Consider the following 14,498-nt stretch of genomic DNA (forward strand, 5'->3'; position numbering starts at 1 on the left):
GAAGCGAGGAGGTAAATTATGAAGAGGTCTACCGCACGTCAGTTTTATCAGCACTATTTTTCAGCGACAAAGGGAGTGTCCTGGCTGGCCCGCCAGTGCGCAGAGCAGCGGCTGAGAATACTGGAAGATCTGATGCAGTGGGACGTTACGAAACCGACCTCTTCTCGCTAACTCGCCTCGATCATGTGTGACTGAGTATTGGTGCTAATCACCCGCCAGCAAAATGTTTTTGCTGGCTTTTTTCGTTTACTATTTCACCCAATTTCGATTCGCTTTCATAAGGACTTGCGCATGCTCTGGTTGATGACGATGGGGCGACGCCTGAACGGCGTGTACGCCGCTTTTATGCTGGTGGCCTTCATGATGGGCGTGGCCGGTGCGCTACAGGCGCCGACGCTGAGCCTGTTTCTCAGCCGTGAGGTTGGGGCGCAGCCATTTTGGGTAGGCCTGTTCTACACCGTCAACGCCATTGCCGGGATCCTCGTCAGCCTGTGGCTGGCGAAACGATCCGACAGCCAGGGCGATCGCCGCAAGCTGATCCTCTTTTGTTGCGCCATGGCCGTGGGCAACGCGTTGCTGTTTGCCTTTAATCGTCACTACCTGACGCTTATCACCTGTGGCGTGCTGTTGGCCTCTCTGGCGAACACCGCCATGCCGCAGCTCTTCGCTCTGGCCCGGGAGTACGCCGACAACTCGGCGCGGGAAGTGGTGATGTTCAGCTCGGTAATGCGTGCGCAGCTCTCTCTCGCATGGGTCATCGGCCCCCCGCTGGCGTTCATGCTGGCGCTGAACTACGGTTTCACCGTCATGTTCACCATCGCCGCGGGAATTTTTGCCATCAGCCTGGCGCTGATAGCCTTTGTGCTGCCATCGGTGGCGCGCGTAGAGCAGGTGACGGACAAGCCCATCACCCAGGTAAGCGGCTGGCAGGATAAAAACGTCCGCATGTTGTTTATCGCCTCCACGCTGATGTGGACCTGCAACACCATGTACATTATCGATATGCCGCTGTGGATCAGCAGCGATCTGGGACTGCCCGACAAGCTCGCGGGGATCCTGATGGGCACCGCTGCCGGGCTGGAGATCCCGGCGATGATTCTGGCGGGTTACTACGTAAAACGTTTCGGAAAGCGTCGGATGATGGTCGTCGCCATGGCGGCTGGGGTGGTGTTCTACGCGGGGTTAATCCTTTTCCATTCGCGTGAAGCTTTGCTGGCGTTACAGCTATTTAACGCGGTATTTATCGGAATCGTTGCCGGGATCGGCATGCTCTGGTTCCAGGATTTAATGCCGGGGCGAGCAGGCTCCGCGACCACGCTGTTTACAAACAGTATCTCTACCGGCGTGATTCTGGCAGGGGTGATTCAGGGGGCGCTGTCGCAAAGCTATGGACATGCATCCGTGTACTGGGTGATCGCAGCGATTTCGGTCATCACGCTTGTGTTAACGTGCCGGGTTAAAGACGTTTGATTCTGGAAGGCGGCTTCACGAAATGAAACGATTTTCTGACAGGAGCAGAGAAGGCGCATAGAGTGCGTGACGGGTGCTTGAGGCTGTTTGCCTCAGGCTTTCGCAAGAGGCAAACAGTGGAGAGCCCCACATCAAAAAAATGATGGGGAGACCAACTTCACAACCAACATTGCGAGGTTAGTCTCTTCATTGCCGAAAAGCAATAAGGAGGCTGGAATGCCAAAACGTACTCTGCTGTTAGGTTTGTTTCTGATCTGTACGACGTTGTTGATCTTCACCTGGATGGTGCGCGACTCGCTGTGTGAGCTGCACTTCAGACAGGAGAAAACAGAGCTGGCGGCAGTGTTGGCTTACGAAGCAAAACGTTAGCGGTATTGGCGGGGTTTTTCCCCGCCTCTCCAGAGTGGTTACGCCTCAACGCACCCTTATCAATGGCCCGCGCCCTGCGGGCCATTGCCTTTAGCCCATAAACGCAGGCTGTTTTTTCTCGTAGGTGGAGATAGCCTCTTCGTGCTGCAGCGTCAGGCCAATGCTATCCAGACCGTTCAGCATGCAGTGGCGACGGAACGCATCAATGCTAAAGCTGTAGGTCTTGTCACCGGCTTTCACCACTTCTGCTTCCAGATCCACTTCAAACGACATCCCCGGATTTGCCTGCACCAGCGCAAACAGTTCATCGACCTGTTCGTCACTCAGCGTCACCGGCAGCAGCTGGTTGTTGAAGCTGTTGCCGTAGAAGATATCCGCGAAGCTTGGGGCGATAACCACTTTAAAACCGTAGTCGGTCAGCGCCCATGGCGCGTGTTCACGCGACGATCCGCAGCCAAAGTTTTCCCGCGCCAGCAGAATGGAGGCGCTTTTGTATTCCTGAAAGTTCAGGACGAATTCCGGGTTCGGCACTTCGCCTTTATCATCGAGGAAGCGCCAGTCGTTGAACAGATGCGCCCCAAAACCCGTGCGCGTCACTTTCTGCAAAAACTGTTTAGGAATGATCGCGTCAGTATCGACGTTAGCGGCGTCCAGCGGGACAACACGGCCCGTATGTTGGGTAAATTTCTCTGCCATGATTGTCTCCTTATTTCAGGCTGCGAATATCGGCGAAATGACCGGTGACTGCCGCAGCGGCGGCCATTGCCGGGCTGACCAGGTGGGTGCGCCCACCGCGGCCCTGACGGCCTTCAAAGTTACGGTTGCTGGTGGAGGCACAGCGCTCGCCCGGATTCAGGCGGTCGTTGTTCATCGCCAGACACATGGAGCAGCCGGGCAGGCGCCACTCGAAGCCTGCTTCGATAAAGATCTTATCCAGACCTTCCGCTTCCGCCTGGGCTTTCACCGGACCGGAGCCCGGCACAACCAGCGCCTGCACGCCCGGTGCCACTTTGCGGCCTTTTGCAATTTCTGCCGCAGCGCGTAAATCTTCGATACGGGAGTTAGTGCAGGAGCCGATGAACACTTTATCAATGCTCACGTCGGTCAGCGGTACGCCGGGTTTCAGCCCCATATAGGCCAGCGCCTTTTCCGCACTCGCGCGCTCGACCGGATCGGCGAAGGAAGCCGGGTCAGGAATGCAGTCGTTGACGGAAATGACCTGGCCCGGGTTGGTGCCCCAGGTGACTTGCGGGGCGATCTCTTCCGCCTGCAACGTCACAACGGTATCAAAAATTGCCCCCTCGTCCGTTTTCAGGGTTTTCCAGTACGCTACCGCGTCGTCAAAATTCTGTCCTTTCGGCGCATGAAGACGCCCCTTCACATAGTTGAAGGTGGTGTCGTCTGGGGCCACCAGGCCTGCTTTGGCACCCATCTCAATGGCCATGTTGCACAGGGTCATACGACCTTCCATGCTCAGCGCCTGGATAGCGTCGCCGCAGAACTCAACGACGTGACCGGTACCGCCTGCACTGCCGGTTTTGCCGATAATCGCCAGCACGATATCTTTCGCGGTGATACCCGGCGCGGCTTTCCCCTTCACTTCAATCTTCATGGTTTTGGCGCGGCCCTGCTTCAGGGTCTGCGTCGCCAGAACGTGTTCCACTTCAGAGGTGCCAATCCCGAACGCCAGGGCGCCAAATGCGCCGTGCGTCGCGGTGTGGGAGTCGCCGCAGACAATGGTCATGCCCGGCAGAGTAATACCCTGTTCAGGCCCCATTACGTGGACGATGCCCTGATAGGGGTGGTTCAGATCGTACAGCTCCACGCCAAACTCGTTACAGTTCTTAATCAGCTCCTGCATCTGGATACGCGCCATCTCGCCAGATGCATTAATGTCTTTGGTCTGGGTGGAAACGTTGTGATCCATCGTGGCAAAGGTTTTACCCGGCTGACGCACCGGGCGCTTGTGCGCACGCAGGCCGTCAAATGCCTGAGGAGACGTCACTTCGTGTACCAGATGACGGTCGATGTACAACAGTGGGGTTTCGTCTGGCGTCTCGTAAACAACGTGCGCATCAAACAACTTCTCATATAACGTCTTAGCCATGATTACACCCCTTCAGCGACATAGCGGGCAATGATGTCGCCCATTTCATCGGTACTGACTGCCGCCGTGCCGCGTGCTAAATCACCGGTACGGACGCCTTCTTCTAACGCCCGGTTAATGGCGTTTTCAATTGCGGTTGCTGCATCGCCTGCATCCAGGCTGTAGCGCAGCAGCAGAGCCAGGGAGAGGATCTGCGCAATCGGGTTGGCGATGTTTTTGCCTGCGATATCCGGCGCGGAGCCCCCCGCCGGTTCGTACAGGCCAAAGCCTTCTTCGTTCAGGCTGGCCGAGGGCAGCATGCCCATGGAGCCAGTGATCATGGCGCATTCATCCGAGAGAATATCGCCGAACAGGTTGGAGCACAGCAGCACGTCAAACTGAGACGGATCTTTGATCAGCTGCATCGTTGCGTTGTCGATATACATATGCGACAGCGCAACGTCCGGGTACTGCTTAGCGACTTCACTGACGATTTCGCGCCACAAAATGGAAGACTGGAGCACGTTCGCTTTATCAATAGAGGTCACTTTACGGCGGCGTTTGCGCGCTGACTCAAACGCGATATGGGCGATACGTTCAATTTCAAAACGGTGATAGACCTCGGTATCAAACGCTTTCTCATGCTGACCGCTGCCTTCGCGACCTTTTGGCTGACCGAAGTAGATGCCGCCGGTCAGCTCACGCACGCAGAGAATGTCGAAACCGTTGGCCGCGATATCCGCGCGCAGCGGGCAGAACTCTTCCAGCCCCGGGTACAGCTTCGCCGGACGCAGGTTGCTGAACAGTTTGAAATGTTTACGCAGCGGCAGCAGCGCACCGCGCTCCGGCTGCTCTGCTGGCGGCAAATGTTCCCACTTAGGGCCGCCCACGGAGCCAAACAGCACGGCATCGGCATTTTCACAGCCTTCCACAGTGGCTTTCGGCAATGGCGTACCGTGGTTATCAATTGCAATACCGCCCACATCGTAGTGGCTGGTGGTAATTTTCATCGCAAAACGCGAACGAACGGCTTCCAGTACTTTCAGCGCCTGTGCCATCACTTCCGGGCCAATACCGTCACCCGGCAACACAGCAATATGGTAATTCTTCGACATCACACGGTTTCCTTATTGTTCTCTTTATTCTGAGCTTTGCGTTGCAACTCTTTTTCGACTTCGGCGGCGCGCCAGATGTTGTTCAGGACATGCACCATCGCTTTCGCGGAGGATTCGACGATATCTGTCGCCAGACCCACACCGTGGAAGCGGCGACCGTTATAATTGACGACGATATCCACCTGACCCAGGGCGTCTTTACCGTGCCCTTTAGCCGTCAGGTCGTATTTCACCAGCTCTACGTCGTACTCAGTGACGCGGTTAATCGCCTGGTAAATGGCATCCACAGGGCCGTTGCCGTTGGCGGCTTCCGCTTTAATTTCATCCCCGCAGGCCAGCTTCACGGAGGCGGTGGCGATGTCGCTTGAGCCGGACTGGACGTTGAAGTAGTCCAGACGGAAGTGCTCTGGCTCTTCCTGCTGTTTGTTGATGAATGCCAGCGCTTCCAGATCGTAATCGAACACCTGGCCCTTCTTGTCCGCCAGCTTCAGGAAGGCGTCGTACAGCTGATCCATGTTGTAATCGCTGTCCTTGTAGCCCATCTCTTCCATACGGTGCTTCACTGCCGCGCGACCAGAGCGTGAGGTCAGGTTCAACTGAACCTGGTTCAGACCGATGGATTCCGGAGTCATGATTTCGTAGTTTTCACGGTTCTTCAGCACGCCATCCTGGTGAATACCGGAAGAGTGAGCGAACGCGCCCGTACCGACAATCGCTTTGTTGGCCGGGATCGGCATGTTGCAAATCTGGCTGACGGTCTGGCTGGTGCGCCAGATTTCGTTGTGATTGATGCGTGTGTGCACGTCCATGATGTCTTTGCGCACTTTGATCGCCATGATCACTTCTTCCAGCGAACAGTTGCCTGCGCGTTCGCCGATGCCGTTCATCGCGCCTTCTACCTGACGCGCGCCGGCGTGCACCGCCGCGATAGCATTGCCAACGGCCAGACCCAGGTCATCGTGGGTGTGTACAGAGATAATGGCTTTATCAATATTTGGTACGCGGTCATACAGACCAGTAATGATGTTGGCAAACTCAAACGGCATGGTGTAGCCGACGGTATCCGGGATGTTGATGGTTCTGGCTCCGGCATTAATAGCGGCTTCCACTACACGGGCCAAATCGTCAATCGGCGTGCGGCCTGCATCTTCACAGGAAAATTCCACGTCGTCAGTGTAGTTACGCGCCCGTTTAACCATATACACCGCACGTTCGATCACTTCATCCAGCGTGCTGCGCAACTTGGTTGCAATGTGCATGGGGGAGGTGGCAATAAAAGTATGGATACGGAAAGCTTCTGCAACTTTCAGGGATTCCGCGGCCACATCGATATCTTTCTCAACGCAGCGAGCCAGAGCGCACACGCGGCTGTTTTTGATGGTGCGGGCGATAGTCTGCACTGACTCAAAATCACCCGGCGAGGAGACAGGAAAACCGACCTCCATTACGTCTACACCCATGCGTTCCAGGGCCAGCGCAATTTGCAGTTTTTCTTTAACACTCAGGCTCGCCTGTAATGCCTGTTCACCGTCACGTAAAGTAGTATCGAAAATAACGACTTGCTGGCTCATGGGTTAGGTCCTTGTCAGTCTTAGGGCGCCTTGCTACGAGCATAAAAAAACCCGCGCAGTGGCGCGGGTTTTTAGTTTTACTGAAGACGATTCAACGCTGAATTTCGCCCGCCAGTCTACCGCGCACAGTGGATGCGTTTAGTAGTAGTAGACCGGTGAAACGAAGGGTGCGAATCATGAATCCTGCTCCAGGTGAATGCGATATGCTTTTAGTGGTACTGGATACGCCGACTCATGTCAACCCCTCCCCGACAAAACGGGGACCCAACGCAGGGAGAATACATTAGCTAATTGTGCTGGTTTTTGCGTGGCTAAACGATTTTATTGTCTATTATTGGACTGGGGATTCATCTCTGGAATAATTTGAATATAATTGGTAGCAATTGAACATACTATTTTCACCAACATGCTATGAAATGGAATGTGTTTCATATCATTGATTTATAAACTTCATGAATGATTTACGGGTAAGTAAGTTATCAAAATTGATATCAATTTGTTAATGAATATGCGTTGTATACTATTAATAGTTTATTAACGCTTAAGTCATTATTAATGAGAGCGTTGATTGTGTATTTGTCTGGTTTATGGTTTCATGCTCACAATAAAGTTTGAGATATCTTTTGAACGATTTTTAACTCTTCATTTATGGGGTGCGTAAAGCCGCTCGGTGAATGGGGCTCTTTATATATTCCGAATTTTAAATAATTTCCTTTCGCTTGTTGTATATGCATGGTAAATCATATTTTTCGAAGTTATTACTGTACCTGGGCAAAGGGAATTTAGCGTGACGGTGGAGTCAGAAATGCCAGAAAATAATATTAACCAACCACAGACTTATGATGGGGTTAAGCCTCAGTTACGCACAGTGGATCTTAACTTGTTAACTGTATTCGATGCAGTGATGCAGGAGCAGAATATTACGCGAGCAGCGCAATCTCTGGGAATGTCTCAGCCTGCCGTGAGTAATGCCGTAGCCAGACTTAAGGTGATGTTTAACGACGAGTTATTCGTTCGTTATGGGAGGGGAATTCAGCCTACAGCGCGTGCATTCCAGCTATTCGGTTCGATTCGTCAGGCGCTACAGCTGGTTCAAAATGAACTTCCCGGTTCGGGCTTTGAACCCTTAAGCAGTGAGCGGGTTTTCCATCTCTGTGTTTGCAGTCCGTTAGATAATTATTTGACGTCTGTTATATATAATAAAGTTGAACAGATCGCCCCAAATATTCATCTCGTTTTTAAATCATCATTAAATCAAAACACTGAACACCAGCTTCGTTATCAGGAAACAGAGTTTGTTCTGGGATACGAAGAGTTCCGCCGTCCAGAGTTTGCCTGTGTTCCGTTGTTCAAAGACGAAATGGTGTTAGTCGCCAGTAAAAAACATCCCCGTATGAATTCGCCGCTGCGTGAAAGCGATGTTTACAGTGAGCAACACGCCGTTGTTGCTCTTGACAGATATGCCTCATTCAGTCAGCCGTGGTATGACACCGCCGATAAACAAGCCAGCGTGGCTTATCAGGGAATGGCCATGGTCAGCGTATTAAATGTCGTTTCTCAGACGCAGTTAGTCGCTATTGCGCCGCGCTGGCTTGCTGAAGAGTTCTCCGATTCACTGAATCTGCAAATTTTACCTCTGCCGCTCAAGCTTAATAGCCGTACCTGTTATCTTTCCTGGCATGAGGCTGCGGGTCGGGATAAAGGGCATCAGTGGATGGAAGAGCTGCTGATCAATATTTGCCGTCGCTAGGTTCTGGTGAATAAACCGCATGGCGTCATGCGGTTTATTCTGCGGTTTTTAAAACTGGCGATATTATGTTCTGTGTTCATTTTTTCAGTTACTTATGCATGCTCAAAAATAGATGATTTCCTGATCCATCCTCTTTTTAAGAGATGAATTATTATTGTCTCCACTCATACCAGACGAATTCACCATATTCATGTCTGTCAGCTGTTTTTTCTGCTTTTATTGCTCATTCCCGCATCCCGTTTGCTAATTGCCTGCCTCATAACGAGCGGTTAAGGTATCCATCACTCTGCACATTATAAGATGGGTTTACCCTGTCAGAAGACGGCGCGGAAATGAATTCTGTAGACCGTCTATAACAAAAGCCTGGAGGCAAAGCATGGAGATGTTGTCTGGCGCGGAAATGGTCGTCCGATCGCTTATCGATCAGGGCGTGAAACAAGTGTTCGGCTATCCCGGAGGCGCGGTTCTCGATATTTATGACGCGCTGCACACGGTAGGCGGTATTGATCATGTTCTGGTTCGTCATGAACAGGCTGCTGTGCATATGGCTGACGGCCTGGCCCGCGCCACGGGCGAAGTGGGTGTTGTGCTGGTCACTTCCGGGCCGGGGGCGACCAATGCCATTACCGGCATAGCGACTGCGTATATGGACTCTATTCCACTGGTCATTCTTTCCGGACAGGTGGCGACGTCGCTGATTGGCTATGATGCGTTTCAGGAGTGCGACATGGTGGGGATCTCACGCCCCGTGGTGAAGCACAGCTTTCTGGTTAAACAAACTGAAGATATCCCGGGCGTACTGAAAAAAGCCTTCTGGCTGGCCGCCAGCGGTCGTCCTGGGCCAGTGGTTGTCGATCTGCCAAAAGATATTCTCAATCCGGCGAATAAACTGCCTTACCTTTGGCCTGAGTCGGTGAGCATGCGTTCGTATAATCCGACCACGCAAGGGCACAAAGGACAGATTAAACGTGCGCTGCAAACGCTGCTGTCTGCGAAAAAACCGGTGGTCTATGTGGGGGGCGGCGCCGTCAATGCAGCCTGCGAAACGCAACTACGCGAACTGATCGAGAAGCTCAATCTTCCTGTTGCGTCATCACTGATGGGGCTGGGGGCATTCCCTGCCACGCATCGGCAGGCGCTGGGCATGCTGGGTATGCACGGCACCTACGAAGCCAATATGACGATGCACAATTCTGACGTGATTTTTGCCGTCGGCGTGCGTTTTGACGATCGCACCACGAACAACCTGGCGAAATACTGCCCGAATGCGACGGTGCTGCACATTGATATCGATCCTACTTCTATCTCTAAAACGGTGCCGGCGGATGTGCCGATCGTGGGAGACGCACGACAGGTGCTGGATCAAATGTTGGATCTGCTGGCGCAGGAGACCGCCTCTCAACCGCTGGACGAGATCCGCGACTGGTGGCAACAAATCGAGCAATGGCGTGGCCGTCAGTGCCTTAAATACGACACGCAAAGTGAGAACATCAAACCGCAGGCGGTGATCGAGACGATCTGGCGTCTGACCAATGGCGATGCGTATGTCACTTCTGACGTGGGCCAGCATCAGATGTTTGCTGCGCTGTATTACCCGTTTGATAAACCGCGTCGCTGGATCAACTCAGGCGGGCTCGGCACGATGGGCTTTGGTTTGCCCGCCGCGCTGGGGGTAAAGCTGGCGTTGCCAAACGAAACGGTTATCTGCGTAACGGGTGACGGCAGTATACAGATGAATATTCAGGAACTTTCTACTGCGCTGCAATATGAACTGCCAGTGCTGGTGCTGAACCTGAATAACGGTTACCTCGGCATGGTAAAACAGTGGCAGGATATGATTTATTCGGGCCGTCACTCCCAGTCCTATATGAAATCACTTCCGGACTTTGTCCGTCTGGCTGAAGCCTATGGTCATATTGGCATGCGGGTAACCCATCCGTCAGAGCTGGAAGCGAAGCTCGGCGAAGCGCTTGAGCACGTTAAAAACAATCGCCTTGTCTTCATGGACGTTATCGTCGATGGCACAGAGCACGTTTATCCGATGCATATTCGTGGCGGTGGTATGGATGAAATGTGGTTAAGCAAAACGGAGAGAACCTGATATGCGCCGGATATTATCTGTATTACTGGAAAATGAGTCGGGCGCACTGTCGCGGGTTATTGGGCTTTTTGCCCAGCGCGGCTATAACATTGAAAGCCTGACCGTGGCACCGACCGATGATCCTACGCTCTCGCGCATGACGATCCAGACTGTCGGCGATGCGAAAGTGCTTGAGCAGATCGAAAAGCAATTACACAAGCTGGTGGACGTACTGCGCGTCAGCGAGCTGGGGCAGGGTGCTTACGTCGAACGTGAAGTGATGCTGGTGAAAATTCAGGCCAGCGGTTACGGCCGTGAAGAGGTCAAGCGCAACACGGATATTTTCCGTGGGCAGATTATTGACGTCACGCCTTCTATATATACTGTCCAGCTTGCCGGAACGAGCGATAAGCTGGACGCTTTCCTGGCCTCTGTCAGGGATGTGGCAAAAATTGTTGAAGTTGCGCGCTCTGGCGTTGTTGGCCTCTCGCGCGGCGATAAAATCATGCGTGAGTAGCGCAATAGGTTCGCCTCTTTCAGCCCGGTAGCCAAAGCCGGGCTTTTTTTTGCGTAATCCGCCGACAACGCAGACAAAAGCGGTTGCCGTGAAGGCTATTCTGCGTTTAGATGTTAAAATATTTAACCATAACCTTGACAGGGCCATGGACTCTTTTCTTTTTTTGAGGGGCAATTGTGAAACTGGATGAAATCGCCCGGCTCGCCGGCGTGTCGAGAACCACGGCCAGCTATGTGATTAACGGTAAAGCAAAGCAGTATCGTGTCAGCGATAAGACCGTTGAGAAAGTGATGGCAGTCGTTCGTGAGCATAATTACCATCCGAATGCTGTCGCCGCAGGTTTACGTGCCGGGCGCACCCGCTCTATTGGCCTGGTGATCCCGGACCTGGAAAACACCAGCTATACCCGCATCGCCAACTATCTGGAACGTCAGGCTCGTCAGCGGGGCTATCAGCTGTTGATTGCCTGCTCCGAGGATCAGCCCGACAACGAGATGCGCTGCATTGAGCATCTGCTGCAACGTCAGGTTGATGCCATCATCGTGTCGACCTCTTTACCACCCGAGCATCCGTTCTATCAGCGCTGGGCGAACGATCCGTTCCCGATAGTGGCGCTGGATCGTGCGCTCGATCGTGAACATTTCACCAGCGTCGTGGGTGCCGATCAGGACGATGCAGAAATGCTGGCTGCCGAGCTGCGTACCTTCCCGGCTGAAACGGTGCTGTATCTTGGCGCTTTGCCTGAACTTTCGGTAAGCTTCCTGCGTGAACAAGGGTTCCGTACGGCATGGAAAGACGATCCGCGTGACGTTCATTATCTCTATGCCAACAGTTATGAGCGCGAAGCGGCTGCCCAGCTGTTCGAGAAATGGCTGGAAACGCACCCGATGCCGCAGGCGTTGTTTACCACCTCGTTTGCTCTGTTGCAGGGAGTGATGGACGTGACGTTACGTCGCGATGGCAAGCTGCCATCCGATCTGGCGATTGCTACCTTCGGTGATAACGAACTGCTCGACTTCCTGCAATGTCCAGTGCTGGCGGTGGCTCAGCGTCACCGCGACGTCGCCGAGCGCGTGCTGGAGATTGTTCTGGCAAGCCTGGATGAACCCCGCAAGCCTAAACCCGGACTTACGCGTATCAAACGTAATCTCTATCGGCGCGGAATTTTGAGCCGCCATTAATATTTCCACAGGGGCGGTATAACTGCCCCTTTTGCGGCGAATTTATTGCGATAAATAATTCCCGGATAAAAATTAGGATTTATCTCTAAGATTCATAGCCTGCTATTTTTCTGAATCCATTTTGGTGTTAAAAAGCACAATTATAAATTTTTGACTGACATTTCTTTGTATTGTTTTGTTACAAACAGGCGCCAGCCGATGAATATTCAGCCATTTTTCACTCTCCCTCCAGGCCTCAATGCACACGAACGAATCCATATTGCCTCGGGATTAAACTGGTGCTGTTATCCCCCGGCGATATGCCTTAAAATGCTGCCCGCGTCGCAAACTGACACTTTATATTTCCCTGCGATGATATTGAGTGAGTCTTAACGCTCGTGTGCATATTCGGTTTTTTTCTTACAAATATTCATAACGTTAATTTTGCCTCGCCAGTTGTTTAGTTATTAGCCAGGTCACTCTTGCTCTGTAAATAGGATGCTTTCGGGTCCGTACAGAGAGAGTCCTGGCTTGACAAGCTTTTCCCTCGCTCCGTAAACTCCTTCAGGTGGGAATTTGTGGGTTAAAGTGGTGAGGAGGGGTGAGGCTGGCATGTTCCGTGGAGCAACGTTAGTCAATCTCGACAGCAAAGGGCGTTTATCGGTACCAACCCGATACCGTGACCAGCTGATTGAGAACGCTTCGGGTCAACTGGTTTGCACCATTGACATCAACTCCCCCTGCCTGCTGCTTTATCCTTTGCCTGAATGGGAAATCATTGAGCAAAAGCTGTCGCGACTGTCGAGCATGAACCCGCAGGAACGCCGCGTACAGCGGTTGTTATTGGGACATGCCAGTGAATGTCAGATGGATAGCGCCGGGCGATTATTGATTGCGCCTGTGTTGCGGCAACATGCCGGTCTGACTAAAGAAGTGATGCTGGTCGGGCAGTTCAACAAGTTTGAACTGTGGGACGAAACGACCTGGTATCAACAGGTCAAGGAAGATATCGACGCTGAGCAGTCTGATTCCGCAACATTATCGGAACGGCTGCAGGACTTGTCTCTATAAATATGATGGAAAATTATAAACATACAACGGTGCTGCTGGATGAGGCCGTTAACGGCCTGAATATTCGTCCAGATGGCATCTATATTGATGGCACTTTTGGTCGCGGTGGCCACTCGCGTTTGATCCTCTCTCAGCTTGGAGCGGAAGGGCGCCTGCTGGCAATTGACCGCGATCCGCAGGCGATTGCCGTTGCGCAAACCATCGATGACCCTCGCTTTTCCATCGTGCATGGACCTTTCTCTGCGCTTGCGGATTATGTCGCCGAGCGCGGCCTGACCGGCAAAATCGACGGGATCCTCCTCGATCTTGGCGTCTCTTCACCACAGCTTGATGATGCAGAACGCGGCTTCTCCTTTATGCGCGACGGTCCGCTGGATATGCGTATGGACCCCACCCGCGGCCAGTCTGCCGCCGAGTGGTTACAAACTGCTGACGAAGCGGATATTGCCTGGGTGATCAAAACCTTCGGCGAAGAACGCTTTGGCAAACGTATTGCGCGCGCCATCGTGGAGCGCAACCGCGTTGAGCCAATGACCCGTACCAAAGAGCTGGCAGAAGTCATCGCGGCGGCAACGCCAGTGAAGGACAAGCACAAACATCCTGCGACCCGTACCTTCCAGGCGGTTCGTATCTGGGTAAACAGTGAACTGGAGGAAATAGAGCTGGCGCTAAAAAGCTCGCTCGACGTGCTGGCCCCGGGTGGGCGGTTATCCATCATCAGCTTCCATTCGCTGGAAGATCGCATCGTTAAGCGCTTTATGCGTGAACAGAGCCGCGGTCCGCAGGTTCCAGCTGGGCTGCCGATGACGGAAGAACAACTCAGAAAGCTGGGAGGCCGTCAGTTGCGAGCATTAGGCAAGTTGATGCCGGGCGAAGAAGAGGTGGCAGAGAATCCACGTGCCCGTAGTTCAGTGCTGCGTATTGCAGAGAGGACGAACGCATGATCAGCAGAGTGACAGAGACCCTAAGCAAAGTTAAGGGATCGTTAGGAAGCAACGAGCGCCATGCCTTGCCTGGCGTGATCGGCGACGATCTTTTGCGGTTTGGGAAGCTGCCACTCTGCTTGTTCATTTGCATCATTGTGACGGCAGTCATGGTGGTAACCACCGCTCACCATACCCGTTTGTTAACTGCGCAGCGCGAACAGATGGTACTGGAACGCGATGCGCTGGATATTGAATGGCGAAATCTGATCCTTGAAGAAAACGCGCTCGGCGATCACAGCCGGGTTGAACGGATCGCAACGGAAAAACTGCAATTACAGCATGTTGATCCTTCGCAGGAAAATATCGTAGTACAAAAATAAGGG

The 14,498-nt window shown here is 53.0% G+C and carries 15 protein-coding genes; 10 read left to right on the plus strand and 5 right to left on the minus strand.

Annotation, left to right across the window (positions count from 1 at the left end):
• Window positions 1-18: 18 nt before the first annotated feature.
• From sgrT to ACQG0S_RS03530, 3 genes are all read left to right on the plus strand, one after another.
• Window positions 19-171 carry a glucose uptake inhibitor SgrT gene (sgrT, locus tag ACQG0S_RS03520; protein ID WP_003856388.1) on the plus strand — a complete coding sequence of 51 codons (153 nt, stop codon included), beginning with the start codon at window positions 19-21 and terminating at the stop codon, window positions 169-171.
• 120 nt (window positions 172-291) lie between these two features.
• Complete coding sequence (locus ACQG0S_RS03525; RefSeq protein ID WP_063137937.1) at window positions 292-1,470, plus strand: sugar efflux transporter; 1,179 nt, start codon at window positions 292-294, stop codon at window positions 1,468-1,470.
• Window positions 1,471-1,686: 216 nt separating this feature from the next.
• On the plus strand, window positions 1,687-1,839 hold the full coding sequence (locus ACQG0S_RS03530; RefSeq protein ID WP_010427008.1) for a Hok/Gef family protein: 153 nt from the start codon (window positions 1,687-1,689) through the stop codon (window positions 1,837-1,839).
• A 90-nt stretch (window positions 1,840-1,929) separates the two neighbouring features.
• Here ACQG0S_RS03530 and leuD read toward each other — a convergent pair whose 3' ends face one another.
• The 5 genes from leuD to leuL form a co-directional block, all read right to left on the minus strand.
• A complete protein-coding gene (gene leuD / locus ACQG0S_RS03535) occupies window positions 1,930-2,535 on the minus strand; it encodes a 3-isopropylmalate dehydratase small subunit (protein ID WP_063137936.1) in 606 nt (201 codons plus the stop codon).
• 10 nt (window positions 2,536-2,545) lie between these two features.
• A complete protein-coding gene (gene leuC, locus ACQG0S_RS03540) occupies window positions 2,546-3,946 on the minus strand; it encodes a 3-isopropylmalate dehydratase large subunit (RefSeq protein ID WP_032625472.1) in 1,401 nt (466 codons plus the stop codon).
• Window positions 3,947-3,948: 2 nt separating this feature from the next.
• Entirely contained in the window at window positions 3,949-5,040 is a 1,092-nt protein-coding gene (gene leuB, locus ACQG0S_RS03545) for a 3-isopropylmalate dehydrogenase (protein WP_022647034.1), read from the minus strand.
• Complete coding sequence (gene leuA / locus ACQG0S_RS03550; RefSeq protein ID WP_022647035.1) at window positions 5,040-6,611, minus strand: 2-isopropylmalate synthase; 1,572 nt, start codon at window positions 6,609-6,611, stop codon at window positions 5,040-5,042. The genes leuB and leuA overlap by 1 nt, the downstream gene beginning before the upstream one ends.
• Before the next feature lie 91 nt (window positions 6,612-6,702).
• Window positions 6,703-6,789 (minus strand): leu operon leader peptide, encoded by an 87-nt coding sequence (gene leuL, locus ACQG0S_RS03555; protein ID WP_057979999.1) that lies wholly within the window; start codon window positions 6,787-6,789, stop codon window positions 6,703-6,705.
• A 627-nt stretch (window positions 6,790-7,416) separates the two neighbouring features.
• On the opposite strand from leuL, the gene leuO reads away from it, so the two are divergent.
• The 7 genes from leuO (at window position 7,417) to ftsL (ending at window position 14,495) form a co-directional block, all read left to right on the plus strand.
• Window positions 7,417-8,361 carry a transcriptional regulator LeuO gene (leuO, locus tag ACQG0S_RS03560; RefSeq protein ID WP_022647036.1) on the plus strand — a complete coding sequence of 315 codons (945 nt, stop codon included), beginning with the start codon at window positions 7,417-7,419 and terminating at the stop codon, window positions 8,359-8,361.
• 376 nt (window positions 8,362-8,737) lie between these two features.
• Complete coding sequence (gene ilvI, locus ACQG0S_RS03565; RefSeq protein WP_063137935.1) at window positions 8,738-10,462, plus strand: acetolactate synthase 3 large subunit; 1,725 nt, start codon at window positions 8,738-8,740, stop codon at window positions 10,460-10,462.
• Window position 10,463: 1 nt separating this feature from the next.
• Window positions 10,464-10,958, plus strand: coding sequence for an acetolactate synthase small subunit (gene ilvN / locus ACQG0S_RS03570; RefSeq protein ID WP_001252742.1), 495 nt, complete (start codon window positions 10,464-10,466; stop codon window positions 10,956-10,958).
• Between the two features lie 176 nt (window positions 10,959-11,134).
• Window positions 11,135-12,139 (plus strand): catabolite repressor/activator, encoded by a 1,005-nt coding sequence (gene cra / locus ACQG0S_RS03575; protein WP_003856369.1) that lies wholly within the window; start codon window positions 11,135-11,137, stop codon window positions 12,137-12,139.
• Window positions 12,140-12,730: 591 nt separating this feature from the next.
• Complete coding sequence (gene mraZ / locus ACQG0S_RS03580; RefSeq protein WP_014830641.1) at window positions 12,731-13,189, plus strand: division/cell wall cluster transcriptional repressor MraZ; 459 nt, start codon at window positions 12,731-12,733, stop codon at window positions 13,187-13,189.
• Window positions 13,190-13,191: 2 nt separating this feature from the next.
• A complete protein-coding gene (gene rsmH, locus ACQG0S_RS03585; protein WP_003856366.1) occupies window positions 13,192-14,133 on the plus strand; it encodes a 16S rRNA (cytosine(1402)-N(4))-methyltransferase RsmH in 942 nt (313 codons plus the stop codon).
• Entirely contained in the window at window positions 14,130-14,495 is a 366-nt protein-coding gene (ftsL, locus tag ACQG0S_RS03590) for a cell division protein FtsL (protein WP_003856363.1), read from the plus strand. The genes rsmH and ftsL overlap by 4 nt, the downstream gene beginning before the upstream one ends.
• Window positions 14,496-14,498 lie beyond the last annotated feature (3 nt).

The sequence above is a fragment of the Enterobacter cloacae complex sp. 418I7 genome (assembly GCF_050030705.1).
Classification (GTDB): Bacteria; Pseudomonadota; Gammaproteobacteria; order Enterobacterales; family Enterobacteriaceae; genus Enterobacter; species Enterobacter intestinihominis.

Bases quoted from the DNA above. Each gene is read 5' to 3' on its own strand.
- sgrT (WP_003856388.1), top strand. From the start codon at position 19: ATGAAGAGGTCTACCGCACGTCAGTTTTATCAGCACTATTTTTCAGCG.
- ACQG0S_RS03525 (WP_063137937.1), top strand. From the start codon at position 292: ATGCTCTGGTTGATGACGATGGGGCGACGCCTGAACGGCGTGTACGCC.
- ACQG0S_RS03530 (WP_010427008.1), top strand. From the start codon at position 1,687: ATGCCAAAACGTACTCTGCTGTTAGGTTTGTTTCTGATCTGTACGACG.
- leuD (WP_063137936.1), bottom strand. From the start codon at position 2,535: ATGGCAGAGAAATTTACCCAACATACGGGCCGTGTTGTCCCGCTGGAC.
- leuC (WP_032625472.1), bottom strand. From the start codon at position 3,946: ATGGCTAAGACGTTATATGAGAAGTTGTTTGATGCGCACGTTGTTTAC.
- leuB (WP_022647034.1), bottom strand. From the start codon at position 5,040: ATGTCGAAGAATTACCATATTGCTGTGTTGCCGGGTGACGGTATTGGC.
- leuA (WP_022647035.1), bottom strand. From the start codon at position 6,611: ATGAGCCAGCAAGTCGTTATTTTCGATACTACTTTACGTGACGGTGAA.
- leuL (WP_057979999.1), bottom strand. From the start codon at position 6,789: ATGATTCGCACCCTTCGTTTCACCGGTCTACTACTACTAAACGCATCC.
- leuO (WP_022647036.1), top strand. From the start codon at position 7,417: ATGCCAGAAAATAATATTAACCAACCACAGACTTATGATGGGGTTAAG.
- ilvI (WP_063137935.1), top strand. From the start codon at position 8,738: ATGGAGATGTTGTCTGGCGCGGAAATGGTCGTCCGATCGCTTATCGAT.
- ilvN (WP_001252742.1), top strand. From the start codon at position 10,464: ATGCGCCGGATATTATCTGTATTACTGGAAAATGAGTCGGGCGCACTG.
- mraZ (WP_014830641.1), top strand. From the start codon at position 12,731: ATGTTCCGTGGAGCAACGTTAGTCAATCTCGACAGCAAAGGGCGTTTA.
- rsmH (WP_003856366.1), top strand. From the start codon at position 13,192: ATGATGGAAAATTATAAACATACAACGGTGCTGCTGGATGAGGCCGTT.
- ftsL (WP_003856363.1), top strand. From the start codon at position 14,130: ATGATCAGCAGAGTGACAGAGACCCTAAGCAAAGTTAAGGGATCGTTA.